A 15439-nucleotide genomic window follows, 5' to 3' on the forward strand; every position below is an offset into this window, starting at 1 on the left:
GCCGCTCGGCCTCCGCCGGGCAGCGGCTGCTAGTCGGTACCGCTCCGCAGGATGCGGCGGGCCGCCTCGGCCTCCGCCGCCGGCGGTGACAGTTCGTCGAGGGTGTCGAGTTCGTCGTCCGCTTCGAGTTCCTGTTCCCAGGCCGCCGCCAGGCGTTCTTGCTCCTGGCGCGGCCTGGCGCCGACGGCCTCGCGCTGCTCGGGGCCCAGGGCTGCCAGGAATCGTCCGACCGGGTCCGTGCGCATACGGTGCTCCTTGCCGCAAGAAGAGGTGCCACCCCGTTCCAGCATGACTGAACGTTCCCCCGTCGGCCGCCCGAGAGCGCTCATGGGTGGCGATCTCGCTGTCCCGCACCTCGGCCGCCGCGCCGCCCCGGCGCCGGGCGCGCTCACGGCCTGTTCCTGCGCTCGGACATGTCGTCACCCCTCATCCGAAGACCCTGGACGAACGGTTCCGCCGTGGCCCGGCCCTGGAGATCACGATCCGGGGCGGGATCACCGGTCGTCCGCGACCCGTACCACCGCCAGCGTGATGTTGTCGGGCCCGCCCTCGGCGATCGCGGCCCTCCACAGCTCGAAGGCCGCCCGGCCGTCGTCGTGGTCCCTCAGCAGCTCCTCGATGACGTCCGTCGTCAGCGGGTCGGTCAGGCCGTCCGTGCAGACGAGGTAGCGGTCGCCGGACGACAGGGGCGCCGCCGTCACATGGGGAGTGATGGCCCGGTAATCGGGACTGCCGCCCAGGCACTGGGTGACCAGGGACGTGGTGCGCTGGCCGGGGGCGAGCGGTGGGCTGTCGTCGACGCTCACCTGGCGCAGGCCGTCACGGGAGGCGGCGAGGACCCGGCTGTCGCCCACGTTGAAGATCAGCAGCGCGCCGGGGCGTGCGACGATGCCGGCCACCGTCGTTCCCATGCCGGTGAGCTCGCCGCCTTCCGCCGCGGCCTGGTACACGGCACGGTTGCAGGCGTTCAGGGCGGCGCGCACGGCGTCCTCGTCGTCCAGGGCAGGGCCGATGGCCGCGATCCGGCGGGCGACCAAGGCGCTGGCCACGTCACCGCCGGGATGCCCGCCGAGCCCGTCGGCGACCGCGACGACCAGGGGTGTCCCGAGCGGGAAGACCAGGGTCTGCGGGCTCTCGGTCACGGTGGCGCACAGGGTCCACGGTCCGACGACGAGGCTGTCCTCGTTCCGCTCACGCAGCAGCCCGGGATGGCTCACCGCGCTGACTGCGACGTACTGCATGGAGGGCCACCGCCTTCCCGCACCGGACGCGCCGGGACGCACCACTGGAGGGCTCGCTTCCGCTGCCAGTCTAGGAGCGGTTCGGTGTTTGTGCTGGTCAGGAGTCCTCTCCGGGCGTCATCCGCTCATCCGCCGAGGTAGCGCAGCACCGCCAGCACGCGCCGGTTCGCGTCCTGCGAGGCCGCGAGGCCCAGCTTTGCGAATACGGCGGCCACGTGTTTCTCGACCGTGCCGGCCGACACCACCAGGGCCTGCGCGATGGCGGCGTTCGATCGGCCCTGTGCCATCAGCGCCAGCACCTCGCGCTCCCGTGCCGTCAGTGTTTCGAGGTGCTCGGCCCGGCGGCCGGCACCGGCGAGCTGGGTGACGACCTCGGGGTCGAGGGCCGTCCCTCCGGCCGCCACGCGGGTGAGGGCGACAGTGAACTCGGCCACGTTCGCCACCCGGTCCTTGAGTAGGTAGCCGACGCCGGCCGAGCCCTCGGCCAGCAGTCTCGTCGCGTACTTCGTCTCGATGTACTGGGAGAACAGCAGTACCCCGGTCCCCGGAAACCCCCGCCGGATGTCGATGGCGGCGCGCAGGCCCTCGTCGGTGTGGGTGGGCGGCATACGGATGTCGACGACGCCGACGTCCGGCCGGTGCTCGGCGACGGCCGCCCGCAGCCCTTCGGCGTCGCCCACGGCGGCGCACACCTCGTGGCCGCGCTCGGTGAGCATCTGGGCCAGCAACTCCCGCAGTACGGCGGCGTCCTCGGCGATCACGACACGCATACCGGCATGCTCCCTCACCTCTCGCCGCCCGCTCACGCATGCAGCGGCAACACGACCGTCACCGCCGTCGGCCCGCCCTGCGGACTGCTGACGTGCAAGGTGCCGTCGACCGTGCGTACCCGCTGCAGCAGACCCGTCAGACCACTGCCCCCACCGGGCTGCGCGCCTCCGCGCCCGTCGTCGGTCACGCACAGCCGCATCAGGCCCTCCTGCTGGGTGACGCGCAGGACCGCCCGCCGGGCGCCGCTGTGCTTGATGAGGTTGGTGAGCAGTTCGGCGGCGCAGAAGTAGGCGATGGTCTCGATCGCCGGGGTGGGCCGCTGCGGGACGTCGACGGCCAGCTCCACGGGTACGGTGCTGCGGGCCGCGAGCGTGGTGAGTGCGTCGGGCAGGCCGTCGTCCAGTACGGGAGGGTGGATGCCGCGGGCCAGGTCGCGCAGCTCGCCGAGGGCTTCGACGGCGTTGGTGTGCGCGGTCTCGATCAGCCGGCGCAGCCGTGCGGGGTCGGCCACCTGCTCGCCCTCCGCGCCCAGGCCCTCCCTCGCCATGTCGAGGCTCATGGCCAGCGCGACGAGCCGTACCTGCGCACCGTCGTGCAGGTCCCGCTCCAGCCGCCGCAGCAGGGCCGCGGAGTCGTCGACGGCGAGGGCGCGGGTCTCCTCCAAGTTCCGTACCCGCTGGGCGAGTTCGCCCGGACCCAGCAGGGCTCGCACCAGCCAGCGGTCCACGGCGACGATGCCGCGGGTGACCCACGGCGCCGCGAGCAGCGTGACCGCACCGATCGCGACGGCCACGAAGGTCCCCGCGAAGGTGGTGCTGTGCGGGGCGCCGCCGCCCACCGGGAGGGGCGTGATGGTCGGCATGCCTTCCCCGCCGGGCCGCGGACGCTGCCCGAAGGCGGCCCAGCGCAGCGGGGCGGACAGATTGATGAGGCCGGTCAGCCACCAGCCCACGGCATACAACTGCAAGGCGGCGACGGGTAGTTTGACCACGGTGTACGCCACCGAGCGCCAGCCGGCGGCGTCCCGCAACCGCGCGTCGAGCCGCGCGAAGGCCCTGCCCTTGGGCCGCAGCGCCGACGGCGCCGCCACCCGCTCCCCCAGCAGCCCCGCCGCCAGCCGACGATGCACGGCGGCGAGGGCACGGGCGAGCCCCGTCGAGGCGACGACGAGCAGCAGCCCGAGTACGGCACCGACGAGGGAGACGGTGAACCCCACACCGAGGGCGAGCACAACGAGCACGAGTACGAAGCCGACGAGGGCAACCGGAAACCCGGCCAGACAGTACGCGGCCTCGGCCCACGCCCGAGCCGTCAACGGCGCCCGCAGCACGGCCCGCAGACGCGCCGCCCCCGTACAGGTGTCCCTCATGATCCCAGTGTCCCGCCCGTCCGCCCGCTAGGCGACGGGCGGCGTCCCGTGCGTGTGGAACGACTCGATGGTCTTCAGGCCCCAGGCCTGGCCCTTCTTCCGTTCCTCCTCGGTCCAGGTGATCAGCGGCCAGTCGGGCGCGAGGACGAGGCGGGTGAGCGGGTTGCACAACTCGATGCGGTTGCCGCCCGGCTCGTAGACGTACAGGAAGAACGTCTGCTGGATGGCGTGCTTGTGGGGGCCCGTCTCGATGAACACGCCGGTGTCGATGGCGAGATCGGCGGCGCGCAGGATGTCCTCGCGGGTGTCGGTCGCGAAGGCGATGTGGTGCAGCCGTCCGGTGGAGCCGGTCCAGTCCTCGGTGTAGACGACGTCGTACGACTTGTTCGTGTACGTCAGCCAGCGCGCCGCGATCCGGCCGGAGTCGAGCCGGATCTGTTCCGTCGGCCTGGCTCCCAGCACTTGCTGCTGGAACCCGGCGTTGGCGAGCACGTCGGCCGCAAGGAAGTTGATGTGGTCCAGTCGCCGTACGCCCACGCCCCGGTTGGGCTTGGCCTGCGGCTGGTTCTTCAGGGCCGGTTCCAGCTCCTCGGGGGCCCGGTAGTGCTCGCTCTCCCAGTACAGGGCGTGCTCGTGCCCGTCCGGGTCGGTCGTCACGTACAGCCTGCCCAGGCCGGGTTCGTCCTCGACCCATGTGCCGGAGCCGCCCGCCTCCTCGATCGCCTTGATACGGCGGTGCAGGGCCTCCTCGCTGGAGGTGCGCAGGGCGAGCCGGCCGAGCCCGGGCTGGTCGCGGGCGGTGAGGACGAGGCTGTGGTGCTCGTAGTCGTCGAAGGTCCGCAGATAGGCCGTGTCGCCGTCCTGGCCGTTGACGGTGAGGCCGAGGTAGTCGGTGAAGAAGGCGACGCTCGCGTCCAGGTCCGGGGTGAAGAGCTGGGCGTGGCCGATGTGGGCGATGTCGCCGAGCGGCGGGGTCATCGGTGACCTCCTCGGTGCGGGGGGATGGGTGCCGTCTCGGCGGACCGCGGGAAGACGGTACCGTCGAAGATCTTGCGGGCCGTGCGGACCACGGCGGTGCGTCGGGCGGCGGGCAGGCCGTCGGGACCGGTGGCGATTGCGCTTTCGATGTCCAGGAATCCGGTGGGGTGTTCGATACGGACACGGTCGCTGCCGGCATCGAGCTGCGCGAGTTCCGCGCCCACCCCGCCCGCGATCCGCAGGCCGGCGGCCACGCCGGCCGCGCCGAGCACACCGATCGACGCATGGCAGCGCACCGGGATGAAGGTGCGGGTGGAGATCGCGCCGCCGTCGCGGGGCGGGGCGAGGAGGGTGACCTTGGGCACGGTGGCGTCCGAGACGTCACCGAGGCCCATCAACCGGCCTGCTTCCAGGCGGATGTCCCGCAGCCGGTCGGCCAGCGCCACATCCTCCTCCAGGTCCTTGGGCGACTCGTAGCCGCTGACCTTGAGGGAGGAGGCGGCGATGAGCACCGTCGGCATGCCGTTGTCCACGCAGGTCACAGCCGTGCCGTCGATGTCGTCCCGGGCCTTGCCGGTGGGCAGCAACTTCCCCGTCCGGGCGGGGAATTCGATGGCCACGGGCGCGGCCGTCCCCGGCACGCCCGAGATCTCGGCGTCTCCCGAGTAGTCGACGCGACCGCCGGGGGTCGGGAAGGCCGCGGTGGCGAAGTCGCCGGTGTTGACCATGCGGATGCGGACGGAGGTCTCCTCCTCCCCCGCCGCCACAAGCCCGCGCTCGACGGCGAACGGGCCGACGCCGGCGAGGATGTTTCCACAGTTCTGACGGTCACTCACTTCAGGGCGGTCCACGGCGACCTGGAGGAAGAGGTAGTCGACGTCCGCGCGCGGATCGGCCGAGACGGACACCACGGCCACCTTGCTGGTGAGCGGGTGCGCGCCGCCGAGCCCGTCGATCTGCCGCTCGTCGGGGCTGCCCATGACACGCAGCAACAGCGCGTCGCGCAGGGCCGGTTCGGCGGGGAGGTCGTCGGCGAGGAAGTAGGCGCCCTTGGAGGTGCCGCCCCGCATCAGCAGACAGCGGACGCCCTCGGGTGCGCCGGTCACGGCCGCTCCCCCGCGTACTCCTCATACGTCCGGTACTCGACGCCGAGCCGTTTGAGGGTCTCCCTCAACCCGTAGCGGTCCAGGCCGAGTTGGCCGCCGAGGAAGGCCGCTCGGGTGGCGGCCTCCTTGGCCTCGCGGGCCTCCGCCCTCTCCGCCGTCTCGCGGGCGCGTTCACGGGGCACGACCACGACGCCGTCGTCGTCGGCGAGGATCACGTCGCCGGGGCGGATCACCTGGCCGTCGATGGCGATCGGTACGTTGACCGAACCGCCGGTGGCCTTGACCGTGCCCTGCGAGGAGACGGCCCGGGACCAGGCGGCGAAGCCCATGTCCCGCAGTTCCTGGGTGTCGCGGATCCCCGTACTGAGGACGACACCGCGCACACCGCGCCGCTTCAGGGCGGTCGCGAACAGCTCGCCGAACAGACCGTCCGTGCAGGGCGAGGTGGTGGTGACGACCAGGATGTCGCCCTCGCCGCACTGCTCGACGGCGGCGTGGATCATGAGGTTGTCGCCGGGCCAGCCGATCACGGTGACGGCTGTCCCTGCGACTCGTACGCCCTGCTGGATGGGGCGGATGTCCGGGCCCAGCAGGCCGGTTCGCCCCATCGCCTCGCTGACCGTGGCCACGCCGAAAGCGGCCAGCGCCTCGACGTCCTTCGCAGCCGCCTTCGGCGGGTTGGTGACGATCACGCCGCTCATGCCAGCTCCTTCGCGATCTGCGGGAACGGCCGCATGTACGCCTCGGCCATGGTGGTGTGCGCAAGACCCAGGTTCGGGCCGGCGTTCCGTTTGAGCTGGACGCCGCGGCGGACGGCGAGGTCCGTGTAGTACGCCCACAGGTGCTGCTGGGCGGCCAGGCACTCCATGGCCTTGCGCTTGGTGTCCCACACCTCGGTGATGTCGAGCAGGACCTCCGGCCGAAAGCCGCTCATCTCGGGCTGGTGCGGCTCGAAGTAGAAGACGGGCGGGGCGCCGATGATGTCGCCCTCGCCCGGATACCCGATGGCCTGGGCGAGGATGCGGGCCTGAAGCGCCATGCGGTTGGCGGCCGGGTGATCGCCGTTGTACGGGTCCTCGACGGGGTGGGTGAGGACCACGTCCGGCTGGGTCTCGCGGTGGACGGCGACGAGTCGGTCGGTCAGCTCGGCGGTGGGGACGAGCGGGTAGTCGCCGGCGTCGAAGAAGCGGACCTCGGCGCCGAGGGTGGCGGCGGCACGCTCGGCCTCGTCCCGGCGCAGCGCCTTGATCTCGTCCAGTTTCCTGCCCTCGCGCCACGCCTTGGCGGACTCGCCGCGCTCGCCGTAGGTCAGACAGGCGATGGTGACCTTCTCCCCCCGGGCGGCGGCCAGGGCGATGGCGCCGCCCGCCCGCCACACGAAGTCCCCGGCATGCGCCGTGACGACGAGAGTGGACCGCGGGGAGGCGGGCGCGTTGGCCTGCGTCATGGTGGCATCTCCCAATTCTCCGGGCGGCTCACCTCCGGGGTGCCCCGGCCGGAGACCGCGGGCGTGCCCAGCCCTTCGGGCCTTCCGCGCGCTCGCAGCCACCGGCGCAGCCCTTCGGCTCGCTCGCCTTGGTGACAGGTGGGCGCCCGCCCCTTCCAGCGGCTCCCGTCCGCGCGGCTGTCAGTCGCGCAAGGCCTCGATCACGCTGGTCAGATGGGCGCGGACGGCCGTCTCGGCCGCCTGCGGGTCCCTGGCCCCGATCGCCTCGATCATGGCCAGGTGCTCCTTCAGGGAGTGCTGCGGACGTCCCGGCCGAAGCGCCAGCTGGAAGCGGTGGCGCACCAGTTGGGCATTGAGCCGCTCCAGCAGGTCCACGGCCGTCCGCTGGCCGGAGAACTCACGCACCTTGGCGTGCAGTTCCTGGTTGAGCTCGGAGTAGGTCAGCGGCTCGCCGTCGGCCACGGCCTTGGTCATCGCCGTGCCCAGCTCCGTCAGCTCGGCGAGCTGCTCGTCGCTCGCGGCGACGGCGGCCTTCGCCGCACACAGCCCTTCCAGGACCATCCGGCACTCGGTGATGGCGACCGCTTCCTCCACGGTCACCACCCGCACCCGCGAGCCGCGGTTGCGGATCCGCTCGACGAGGCCCTGGGCCTCCAGATCGATGAGCGCCGCGCGGATGCTGGCCCGTGTCACACCGAACTGCTCGGCGAGCTCGTTCTCCACCAGCCGCTGTGCCGGCGCCATCTCGCCCTGCAGGATCGCCTGCCGCAGCTGCGCGAGCGCATGCTGCTTGGCCTGCTCTCCGGTGCCCGGACGGGCTTGTGTCGGCATCGTTGCCCTCCCTGAGTGAGCGCCTGTCGAACCTAAATCCAGCCGACAATATTGTCAACAATTTTGTCGGCCATAATGAGGCCGAGAAAAAACGGGCGGTCCCGGGGGGTCATCAGAGCCACGGCCGTCCGGCACTCGGCCGTCGTCCCGCTCCGGCGGGGCGGCGGCCCTTCCCCGTCAGACGGCGGGGAACTCCGGTGCCGCGCCCTCGTAGGCCGCCCGCAGCACGGCGAGTGCCCCGTCGGCCGTGACCTCGCGGGGGTTGGCGTAGGCCTGGCCCGCGGTCTGCGCGGCCGCCACCGCCAAGTCGCCTTCCTTCAGGCCGAGTTCGGCGAGAGAGCGGGGGGCGCCGAGGCGCCCGGCAAGCTCCCACAGGGCCTGCGGGGCGTCGTCCGTGTCGAGGGCGCGGGCGACGGCGGCCGCCGCGTCCGGGGCCGCGGGCGCGTTGTACGCGAGGGCGTACGGCAGGACCACCGTGTGCGTCTCGGCGTGGGGCAGGCCGAAGGTGCCGCCGAGGACGTGGCACAGCTTGTGGTGCAGGCCCATGGTGGTGGCGCCGAGGCAGGAGCCGCACAGCCAGGCGCCGTACAGGGCGCGGCTGCGCGCGTCCAGGGATTCCGGCTCGGCGGCCACCTCGGGCAGGGCGCCTGCCAGGGCCCGTACGCCCTCCTGGGCCATCAGCGCGATCAGGGGTGAGGTGTCGGGGGCGTACAGCGCCTCGACGGCGTGGGCGATGGCGTTGATGCCGCTGGTGACGGAGAGCGGCACGGGCAGGGAGAGGGTGAGCTCGGGGTCGTAGACGACACTGCGCGGCAGGACGACGGGGTCGCGGCCGGTGCGTTTGGCGCCGTGTTCGGTCAGACCCCAGACCGGGGTCATCTCCGATCCGGAGTAGGTGGAGGGCACGGCGATCAGCGGCAGACCGGTGCGCAGGGCGATCGCCTTGCCGAGGCCGATCGAGGAGCCGCCGCCGACGGCCACACAGCCGTCCGCACCCGCCGCACGGGCCGCCTCGACGCCCCGGTCGGCGACCTCGACGGGCACATGCATCCGGGCTCCGTCGTGCAGGCCCGCGCAGGCGGGTCCCAGCGAATCGGCGACCGCGCGCGCCGTGTCCGCGCCATGGCTGCCGCACACGACCAGCAGCCGCCGCAGGCCGAGCGCCGCGGCCTCGCCGGCGGTCGCGCTCGTGGCGGCCCCGGGCCGGAAGACGACCCGCACGGGCCGGGACTCGTAGGAGAAGTCGAGGTGGTGCTTCACGAACGCTCCAGTACGAGGTCGAAGCGGGCGTGGCGGAAGGGGTTCGGGACGCCGAATTCCCGCGCCAGGGCAGAGTCATCCGTTTGGGTGAACTCCTGGACGAGGCTCGGCTTGACGGCGAAGACCGCGTCCGAGTCGAGATAGTCGCTGCCGGCGACGAAGATGTGCGTGGTCACCGGTACATGGTCTTCGGCCGAGGCGATGAAGTGGATGTGCGCCGGCCGGTAGGGATGACGGCCGGTCGCGCGCAGCAGTTCACCGACCGGGCCGTCGGTGGGGATCGGGTACGGGCTCGGCACGCAGGTGCGGAACCAGAAGCGGCCCTCGGCGTCCGCGGTGAACAGCCCGCGGCCGTTGCCCGGCGGCTGCACGTCCGGGCGCTGGACGTCGTAGAAGCCGTTCCCGTCGGCCTGCCAGACGTCGACGACCGCGCCCGGCAGCGGCGTTCCGTCCCCGGACAGCACCCGGCCGCTGACCACGCACCTCTCGCCGCCGCCCACCAGGTCGATGTCGGCGCCGAGTTCGCGGACCGGGGACTCGGTCATGTGGAAGGGGCCGAGGACCGTGGACTCGGTGGCTTTGGCGGCGCGGTCGCCGTTGACGGTCTCGACGAGCATCGACAGGCCGAGCACGTCCGACAGGAGGATGAACTCCTGCCGGGTGTCGGTGCACATCTGCCCGGTCGCCGTGAGGAAACCGATCGCCCGTTCCCACTCCTGCCGCGTCAGCCGGGTCTCGCGGGCGAAGGCGTGGAGGTGGCGGATCAGGCCGGTCAGCAGGTCACGCAGGCGCGGATCGGTGGTGGCCCGCAGACTTCGTACCGCCTCGTCCGTGACCGTGGTCCCGGGGGCGTCGGTGGTCATGTCGGCTCCCTTCACCGGTGCGCGGGTCAGCTGAACCAGACCACGAGTCGTACGTGCTCGTCGCCGTATCTGGCTGCCAGGTCCCGCATGGTGCTCCATACCTGTGCCCAGCATCCCTCGTCCGGCGGGGCGAGCATCCGCGCGGTGAGGGTCACGGGGCGGTGCGCCACGTCGTCCAGGCGCACCTCGGCGCCGGGGGGCCATTCCGGGGGCGCCAGCAGCAGGTTTCCGCCGAAGGTGTCGGCGGCCGCGGCGCGCAGGCCCGGAGTCACCCGCACGAGTTCGTCACCGTCCGGCAGGGACCGCACCGCCCAGTTCCAGGCCGGGCCGTGGGCGAGCGGGGCGTCCCAGTCGACCGCCTCCACCTCCGCCCAGGTGGCATAGGTGTGGTCGTGCTGGTATTCCCCGATGCCCGCCTCCCGTACCGCGTCGGAGATCCCGTCCGGCAGCCCGCGGGCGGCGAACAGCGGACGTTCCACGTCCCCCGCCCCGCGCACGCCGAAGAGGCACTCCCAGGAGACGTAGTCCCGGGGAGGCTGGAAGTCCAGCAGATCGGCCGTGAACCGCCAGGGCCCGTCGGGCGAGCGGCTTTCGATGACCCCGTCGATGTCCGTACCCACGAGGGATGACCATACGACAGTCCGGGCATCAATTGGCCCGCGGAAGCCGTCACTTGATGATGGCATTCGCTACGACCACCACGACACCGAGCAGTGCGTCGACCAGGCCGATGCCCACGGCGACGGCCCAGGAGCGTCCCGATCGCCGTGCCGTCACCAGCCCCAGGCCGAACAACAGTCCGATGTTCAGTGTGAACGCGGGATCCTCCACCCCGTCCGCCGGCCACCAGCCCCAGCCCGCCCCGGCGAGGATCACCACGGTCGGCAGCACCGCTGTGACCAGCGGCCACTCGTCGGCGAGGGCGCGCAGGGCGTCCCAGCGGCGGTGCGGTGCGCGCTCGGCGATGTAGTGGGCGTAGCCGTGGGCGAGGGCGGAGGCGAGCGCGGTCACCAGCAGCCAGAGGGCGTCGTAGCGGCGGCTGACGCGGGAGGTGTGGCCGTACTGGCTGAGCGCCGCGACCATGGAGCAGGCCAGCACGGCGCCGTAGACACCGCCGAACAGGACGGCCTCGCGGATGTCGTGCTGCCGTTGCCCGGGGGCGGCCGTGGTGGTCTGCGCCATGCCCTCCACGATCACCCGGTACCTGCGGGGCCGCCAGTCGCGGGGCGACGAAGTGTCCTCCCACCTGGGGCGATGCCGCACACAATGTCCATGCGCGGGCCAGGGACAGTCTCGCTAGGGTCGGCGCATGACCCACAGCTTCGTTCTTCACATCCCGGACGCCGAGCTCGAGCCCGAGCCCCTCGACCCGGAGCAGATCGTCTCCGGGACGCCGGAGGTGACCGGGAAGGTGGTCTGGGAGTCGGCGGACGGTCGTCAGGTCCGCGGGATCTGGCAGATCACGCCGGGCGTCGTCACCGACACCGAGGCGGACGAGCTGTTCGTGGTGATCAGCGGGTCGGCGACCATCGAGGTCGAGGGCGGGCCGACGCTGGCCGTGGGGCCCGGGGACATGGCCGTCCTGCGTGCGGGCGACCGCACGACGTGGACGGTGCACGAGACGCTGCGGAAGGCCTACGCGATCAATCTGTGACCGGGGGCGCCGTGGTGCCGCGGATCTCCAACGTCGGTGCCGTCAGATGCAGTTGGCCCGCTCCCCCGGGGTGTTCGAAGCGGTCCAGGAGGCGGCGGGCGGCGCGCCGGCCGACCTCGTGGCTGCCGTTGTCGACCGTGGTCAGCCAGACGTGGCGCAGCCGGGCGATGCTCGTGTTGTCGTAGCCGACGACGGACACGTCCTGCGGGACGCGCAGGCCGAGCTCCTCGGCCGCCGAGAGGGCGCCGACGGAGGTGATGTCGTTGACGGCGAAGAGGGCGGTGGGCCGGTCCGGGCGGCTGAGCAGCCGGACGGTGCTGCGGTAGCCGCCCTCCTCGGTCATGTCGCCGGCCTCCACCAGAGCCTGGTCCGCGAGGCCGTGCGCCCGCATCGTCGCCTCGAAGCTGCGGCGGCGCAGTTCGCCCACGGCGCCGTAGCCCGCGATGTGCGCGATGCGTCGGTGGCCGAGACCGATGAGGTGCTCGGTGACCAGCCGGGCGCCCCGCTCGTCGTCGCCCGCCACCACGTCCACGCCCGCGGGGGCCGGTTCACGGGCGCCCGCGACGACGACGGGGATTCGCTCGGCGGCCGTGCCGAGCGCGGCCGGGTCGGGCAGGGTGCCGACGACGACGAGGCCGTCCACCCGCAGGTCGAGGAGTGGGTCGGCGGGGTCCTGGCCGGTGCGGCGGTTGAGGCGGGCGTCGGCGAGCAGCATGCGCAGGCCGTTGTCGTGCAGCAGCGAGTTGAGGCCGTCGAGCAGGTCGACGAACCAGGGGTTGCGCAGGTCGTTGAGGAGCACGCCGACCGTGCGGGTGCGCTGCTCGCTGAGGCTGCGCGCGGCGGCGTTGGGCCGGTAGCCGAGTTCCCGTACCGCCCGCAGCACGGCCTCCCGCTTCTCGGGCCGCACCTGCTCGGAGCCGCGCAGCACGAGCGAGACCAGCGACTTGGAGACCCCGGCCTGCTCGGCCACGTCGCGGATCGTCGGCGGTTTCATGATGTGGACCGTTCCATGGGCTGATGCGCCTTGTCAAAGGGGCCGGGGAGGGTTGACAGCTGCTGAGCGTGGGCTTCAGGGTGGCCTGGACAGATTGTGGACCGGTCCAAAGAGGGGCTGTCATGGTGGATTCGCTCGGTGTCGCCGTCGTCGGGTTCGGCTGGATGGGCCGGGTGCACACCCAGGCGTACGCCCGCGTTCTGCACCACTACCCGCGGCTGGGCCTGCGCCCGCAGCTGATCACGGTCGCCGAGGAGGTGCCCGGGCGGGCCGAGGAGGCGGCCGCGCAGTTCGGGTTCGCCTCGACGACCCGCAACTGGCGTGATGTCGTCGAGGACCCGCGGATCCAGGCGGTCAGCATCACCGCCCCGAACTTCCTGCACCGCGAGATCGGTGTCGCGATGGCGGAGGCCGGCAAGCACATCTGGATCGAGAAGCCGGTCGGCCTGAGCGCGGCGGACGCGCGGGCGGTCGCCGATGCGGTGGCCGGTGCCGGGGTCCAGGGCGCCGTCGGCTTCAACTACCGCAACGCGCCCGCCGTCGAGGCCGCCCGCGAGCTGATCGCCTCCGGCGCCATCGGTACGGTCACCCATGTCCGCGTCCGCCTGTTCAGCGACTACGCCGCGCACCCCGAGTCCGCGTTGACCTGGCGCTACGAGAAGGAGCGCGGTGGCAGCGGCGTCCTGGGCGACCTCGCCTCGCACGGCGCGGACCTGGCCCGCCACCTGCTCGGCGACATCGAGGCGCTGACCGCCGACACGGCCGTGTTCATCCCCCAGCGGGCCCGTCCCACCGGGGCCACCGCCGGCCACACCCGCGCCACCGGAGGCGAGCTCGGCCCCGTCGAGAACGAGGACTACGTCAACTGCCTGCTCCGCTTCGCCTCCGGCGCCCGCGGTGTGCTGGAGGCCTGCCGGGTCTCGGTCGGCGAGCAGAACAACTACGGCTTCGAGGTGCACGGCACCCGCGGGGCGGTCTTCTGGGACTTCCGGCGCATGAACGAGCTGGGCGTCAGCCGCGGCACGAGCTACCAGGACCAGCCCGTCAGCACGGTCTACGTCGGCCCCGGCGACGGCGAGTTCGCGGCCTTCCAGCCGGGCGCAGCGAACGCCATGGGCATGGACGACCTGAAGGTGATCGAGGCCCACCGGTTCCTGCGCTCCATCGCGGAGGGCAAGCCGCAGGGGGCCACGCTCCCGGACGCCGTGCACAGCGCCGCCGTACTGGAGGCGATGATGCGGTCGGTCGACAGCGGCGCCTGGGTCAGTCTCCGGGCATAGCGGAGGCCAGCGACTCCACGCCCTTGGCCAGGGCGTCGACGACCGACCGCGGGGGTGTGTCCGGCACTCCCGGTGCCCATCGCCTGCGCTCGGTCCTGGCCGCGAGCGGGAGCTCCACCTGGACGCCGCCTCGGCGGGTGAGGTTCACCGGGTTCCTGGAGTGCAGGCCGCGCAGCTTCACGGGGATCTCGTCGAGGTCGGTGACCGGGTCGAACTCCGGCCGCAGGACGTCGAGTTCGCGGGCGACGAGGCGGGCGGCCCGCCGGTTGCCGCCACCGAGGAAGATGGCCCGTGGAGTCGCGGTCCTGTTGTGGCCGTGCAGGGAGACCGTGAGCGCCACCCGGGACAGGAAGTCCCACAGCAGCGTGCAGTGCCCGACCGCCATGCGCGGGGAGGGGATGTGCACCGGATCGGGCACGCCCGGCTGGGTGAAGACCAGGCTGGTGGCCCCGCACCGCTCGGCCACCGCCCACGCCATCTCGGCCGTACCGCCCTCGTTGCTGCCGTGCAGTGCCAGCAGTCCCAGCTCGCCGCCCGTCGTGAGCGTGGCGAGCAGGCGCACGCCCTCGATCTCCACGTATTCGCTGCTCGTCGTCACCCGGCTCCTCGGTTCGTCGCCTGCGGGGGCATGTTGTAGGGCGTCACCACCTGGATCGCCGACGGCAGCGTGGGCCCGGCGGGCGGCAGGGCGCCGTGGGCGCGCATCACGATGTGGCAGGCCTCGCGCATGTCCTGGCGCAGGTCGTGGTGGAGGACGGCGGACAGGCGGTGCTCGCGCAGCAGGCGGGTGTTGTCGTGGTCGAGGTCGTGCGCGACGAACACCGCGCACTCGCGGCCCAGGTCCTCGAAGGCGCGCAGGGTGGCGTTGTTGCCGCCGCCGATGGAGTAGACGGCGCGGATGTCCGGGTCGCGTTCGAGGGCGGCGCGGACCAGGTCGTACTGGGTGGCGTCCAGGCCGTGTCCCTCGGCGATCTCGACCAGGGTGCGGTCCGGGTGACGGCTGCGCATCGCGCTGCGGAAGCCCATCTCGCGCTCCTCCTCGTTGCGGAAGAAGCCGCTGCTGAGGCTGGTGAGCACATTGCCGGGGCGCTCGCCCAGCCACTGGCCCATGAGGTACGCGGCGGTCGCGCCGGCGGCCCGGTTGTCGATGCCGACGTAGGCGAGGCGGGCGGTGGCGGGCAGGTCGGTGACCAGGGTGACGACGGGGATGCCCGCCTCGGCGAGGCGGCCGACGGCGGCCGACACCTCGGGGACGTCCGGGGCCTTGAGGATCACTCCCTGCGAGCCGCGGCGGGCGATCCGGTCCAGGGTCCGCGTCAGCTCCGCCACCGGGCCGGTCTCGCGGAAGTGGAAGCGCGAGCGCACGACGGCGGGGTGCAGGGAGGGCAGCTCCGCCTCCAGGGCGGCGCGTACGGCGGTGGAGAAACGCTCCGGCGTCTGCATCACTATGTCGATCATGAAGGTGCGGCCGACCAGCCGGACCTGGGTGCGCTGCCGGTCCAGGTCGGCGATGGCCTGCTGGACCTCCCGTGCGGTGCTCTCCCGGACGCCGCCCCTGCCGTTGAGGACCCGGTCGACGGTGGCCTCGCTCAGGCCCGCCTGACGTGCGATCTCCCGGATCGGGAAGGGATGGCCCACCGCGGGC

The 15439-nt window shown here is 72.5% G+C and carries 18 protein-coding genes; 2 read left to right on the forward strand and 16 right to left on the reverse strand.

The window, feature by feature from the left end:
• Positions 1–29 precede the first annotated feature (29 nt).
• The 13 genes from ACWC1K_RS04410 to ACWC1K_RS04470 all read right to left on the reverse strand — a co-directional run bounded on the left by ACWC1K_RS04410 (position 30) and on the right by ACWC1K_RS04470 (position 11048).
• Positions 30–245 (reverse strand): hypothetical protein, encoded by a 216-nt coding sequence (locus tag ACWC1K_RS04410; protein WP_450828748.1) that lies wholly within the window; start codon positions 243–245, stop codon positions 30–32.
• A 249-nt stretch (positions 246–494) separates the two neighbouring features.
• Entirely contained in the window at positions 495–1241 is a 747-nt protein-coding gene (locus ACWC1K_RS04415) for a PP2C family protein-serine/threonine phosphatase (RefSeq protein WP_450828749.1), read from the reverse strand.
• A 125-nt stretch (positions 1242–1366) separates the two neighbouring features.
• A complete protein-coding gene (locus ACWC1K_RS04420; RefSeq protein ID WP_450828750.1) occupies positions 1367–2011 on the reverse strand; it encodes a LuxR C-terminal-related transcriptional regulator in 645 nt (214 codons plus the stop codon).
• 32 nt (positions 2012–2043) lie between these two features.
• Positions 2044–3381 carry a sensor histidine kinase gene (locus ACWC1K_RS04425; protein WP_450828751.1) on the reverse strand — a complete coding sequence of 446 codons (1338 nt, stop codon included), beginning with the start codon at positions 3379–3381 and terminating at the stop codon, positions 2044–2046.
• A gap of 27 nt (positions 3382–3408) precedes the next feature.
• Positions 3409–4359: a catechol 2,3-dioxygenase gene (locus ACWC1K_RS04430; RefSeq protein ID WP_450828752.1), complete on the reverse strand. Its 951-nt coding sequence runs from the start codon at positions 4357–4359 to the stop codon at positions 3409–3411.
• A complete protein-coding gene (locus ACWC1K_RS04435) occupies positions 4356–5465 on the reverse strand; it encodes a 4-oxalomesaconate tautomerase (protein ID WP_450828753.1) in 1110 nt (369 codons plus the stop codon). Before ACWC1K_RS04435 ends, ACWC1K_RS04430 begins: the two co-directional genes overlap by 4 nt.
• Positions 5462–6166, reverse strand: a complete 705-nt coding sequence (locus tag ACWC1K_RS04440) for a 4-carboxy-4-hydroxy-2-oxoadipate aldolase/oxaloacetate decarboxylase (RefSeq protein ID WP_450828754.1) — start codon at positions 6164–6166, stop codon at positions 5462–5464. Before ACWC1K_RS04440 ends, ACWC1K_RS04435 begins: the two co-directional genes overlap by 4 nt.
• Entirely contained in the window at positions 6163–6912 is a 750-nt protein-coding gene (locus ACWC1K_RS04445) for a PIG-L deacetylase family protein (RefSeq protein ID WP_450828755.1), read from the reverse strand. The genes ACWC1K_RS04440 and ACWC1K_RS04445 overlap by 4 nt, the downstream gene beginning before the upstream one ends.
• A gap of 180 nt (positions 6913–7092) precedes the next feature.
• On the reverse strand, positions 7093–7743 hold the full coding sequence (locus ACWC1K_RS04450) for a GntR family transcriptional regulator (protein ID WP_450828756.1): 651 nt from the start codon (positions 7741–7743) through the stop codon (positions 7093–7095).
• 177 nt (positions 7744–7920) lie between these two features.
• Positions 7921–9003, reverse strand: a complete 1083-nt coding sequence (locus tag ACWC1K_RS04455) for a maleylacetate reductase (protein ID WP_450828757.1) — start codon at positions 9001–9003, stop codon at positions 7921–7923.
• Positions 9000–9866, reverse strand: a complete 867-nt coding sequence (locus ACWC1K_RS04460) for an intradiol ring-cleavage dioxygenase (RefSeq protein WP_450828758.1) — start codon at positions 9864–9866, stop codon at positions 9000–9002. The genes ACWC1K_RS04455 and ACWC1K_RS04460 overlap by 4 nt, the downstream gene beginning before the upstream one ends.
• A 26-nt stretch (positions 9867–9892) precedes the next feature.
• On the reverse strand, positions 9893–10486 hold the full coding sequence (locus ACWC1K_RS04465) for a hypothetical protein (RefSeq protein ID WP_450828759.1): 594 nt from the start codon (positions 10484–10486) through the stop codon (positions 9893–9895).
• A gap of 49 nt (positions 10487–10535) precedes the next feature.
• A complete protein-coding gene (locus ACWC1K_RS04470; RefSeq protein WP_450828760.1) occupies positions 10536–11048 on the reverse strand; it encodes a hypothetical protein in 513 nt (170 codons plus the stop codon).
• A 127-nt stretch (positions 11049–11175) separates the two neighbouring features.
• On the opposite strand from ACWC1K_RS04470, the gene ACWC1K_RS04475 reads away from it, so the two are divergent.
• Entirely contained in the window at positions 11176–11520 is a 345-nt protein-coding gene (locus ACWC1K_RS04475) for a cupin domain-containing protein (protein ID WP_450828761.1), read from the forward strand.
• Here ACWC1K_RS04475 and ACWC1K_RS04480 read toward each other — a convergent pair.
• Positions 11510–12514: a LacI family DNA-binding transcriptional regulator gene (locus tag ACWC1K_RS04480; RefSeq protein WP_450828762.1), complete on the reverse strand. Its 1005-nt coding sequence runs from the start codon at positions 12512–12514 to the stop codon at positions 11510–11512. The two genes, ACWC1K_RS04475 and ACWC1K_RS04480, sit on opposite strands and share 11 nt — an antisense overlap.
• Before the next feature lie 122 nt (positions 12515–12636).
• Here ACWC1K_RS04480 and ACWC1K_RS04485 point away from each other — a divergent pair, with 122 nt between their 5' ends.
• Positions 12637–13794 (forward strand): Gfo/Idh/MocA family protein, encoded by a 1158-nt coding sequence (locus ACWC1K_RS04485; RefSeq protein ID WP_450828763.1) that lies wholly within the window; start codon positions 12637–12639, stop codon positions 13792–13794.
• Here the strand turns inward: ACWC1K_RS04485 and ACWC1K_RS04490 are convergent.
• Both ACWC1K_RS04490 and ACWC1K_RS04495 read right to left on the reverse strand, forming a co-directional pair.
• The gene (locus ACWC1K_RS04490) at positions 13778–14392 is read right to left on the reverse strand and encodes a poly-gamma-glutamate hydrolase family protein (RefSeq protein WP_450828764.1); all 615 of its coding nucleotides are present in this window, start codon (positions 14390–14392) and stop codon (positions 13778–13780) included. The genes ACWC1K_RS04485 and ACWC1K_RS04490 overlap by 17 nt on opposite strands.
• Positions 14389–15432 (reverse strand): LacI family DNA-binding transcriptional regulator, encoded by a 1044-nt coding sequence (locus ACWC1K_RS04495; protein WP_450828765.1) that lies wholly within the window; start codon positions 15430–15432, stop codon positions 14389–14391. Before ACWC1K_RS04495 ends, ACWC1K_RS04490 begins: the two co-directional genes overlap by 4 nt.
• Positions 15433–15439: the final 7 nt, after the last annotated feature.

The organism is Streptomyces sp. NPDC001492, assembly GCF_053597275.1.

Bases quoted from the DNA above. Each gene is read 5' to 3' on its own strand.
- ACWC1K_RS04485 (WP_450828763.1), top strand. From the start codon at position 12,637: ATGGTGGATTCGCTCGGTGTCGCCGTCGTCGGGTTCGGCTGGATGGGC.
- ACWC1K_RS04450 (WP_450828756.1), bottom strand. From the start codon at position 7,743: ATGCCGACACAAGCCCGTCCGGGCACCGGAGAGCAGGCCAAGCAGCAT.
- ACWC1K_RS04445 (WP_450828755.1), bottom strand. From the start codon at position 6,912: ATGACGCAGGCCAACGCGCCCGCCTCCCCGCGGTCCACTCTCGTCGTC.
- ACWC1K_RS04470 (WP_450828760.1), bottom strand. From the start codon at position 11,048: ATGGCGCAGACCACCACGGCCGCCCCCGGGCAACGGCAGCACGACATC.
- ACWC1K_RS04415 (WP_450828749.1), bottom strand. From the start codon at position 1,241: ATGCAGTACGTCGCAGTCAGCGCGGTGAGCCATCCCGGGCTGCTGCGT.
- ACWC1K_RS04410 (WP_450828748.1), bottom strand. From the start codon at position 245: ATGCGCACGGACCCGGTCGGACGATTCCTGGCAGCCCTGGGCCCCGAG.
- ACWC1K_RS04460 (WP_450828758.1), bottom strand. From the start codon at position 9,866: ATGACCACCGACGCCCCCGGGACCACGGTCACGGACGAGGCGGTACGA.
- ACWC1K_RS04425 (WP_450828751.1), bottom strand. From the start codon at position 3,381: ATGAGGGACACCTGTACGGGGGCGGCGCGTCTGCGGGCCGTGCTGCGG.
- ACWC1K_RS04475 (WP_450828761.1), top strand. From the start codon at position 11,176: ATGACCCACAGCTTCGTTCTTCACATCCCGGACGCCGAGCTCGAGCCC.
- ACWC1K_RS04420 (WP_450828750.1), bottom strand. From the start codon at position 2,011: ATGCGTGTCGTGATCGCCGAGGACGCCGCCGTACTGCGGGAGTTGCTG.
- ACWC1K_RS04440 (WP_450828754.1), bottom strand. From the start codon at position 6,166: ATGAGCGGCGTGATCGTCACCAACCCGCCGAAGGCGGCTGCGAAGGAC.
- ACWC1K_RS04480 (WP_450828762.1), bottom strand. From the start codon at position 12,514: ATGAAACCGCCGACGATCCGCGACGTGGCCGAGCAGGCCGGGGTCTCC.
- ACWC1K_RS04430 (WP_450828752.1), bottom strand. From the start codon at position 4,359: ATGACCCCGCCGCTCGGCGACATCGCCCACATCGGCCACGCCCAGCTC.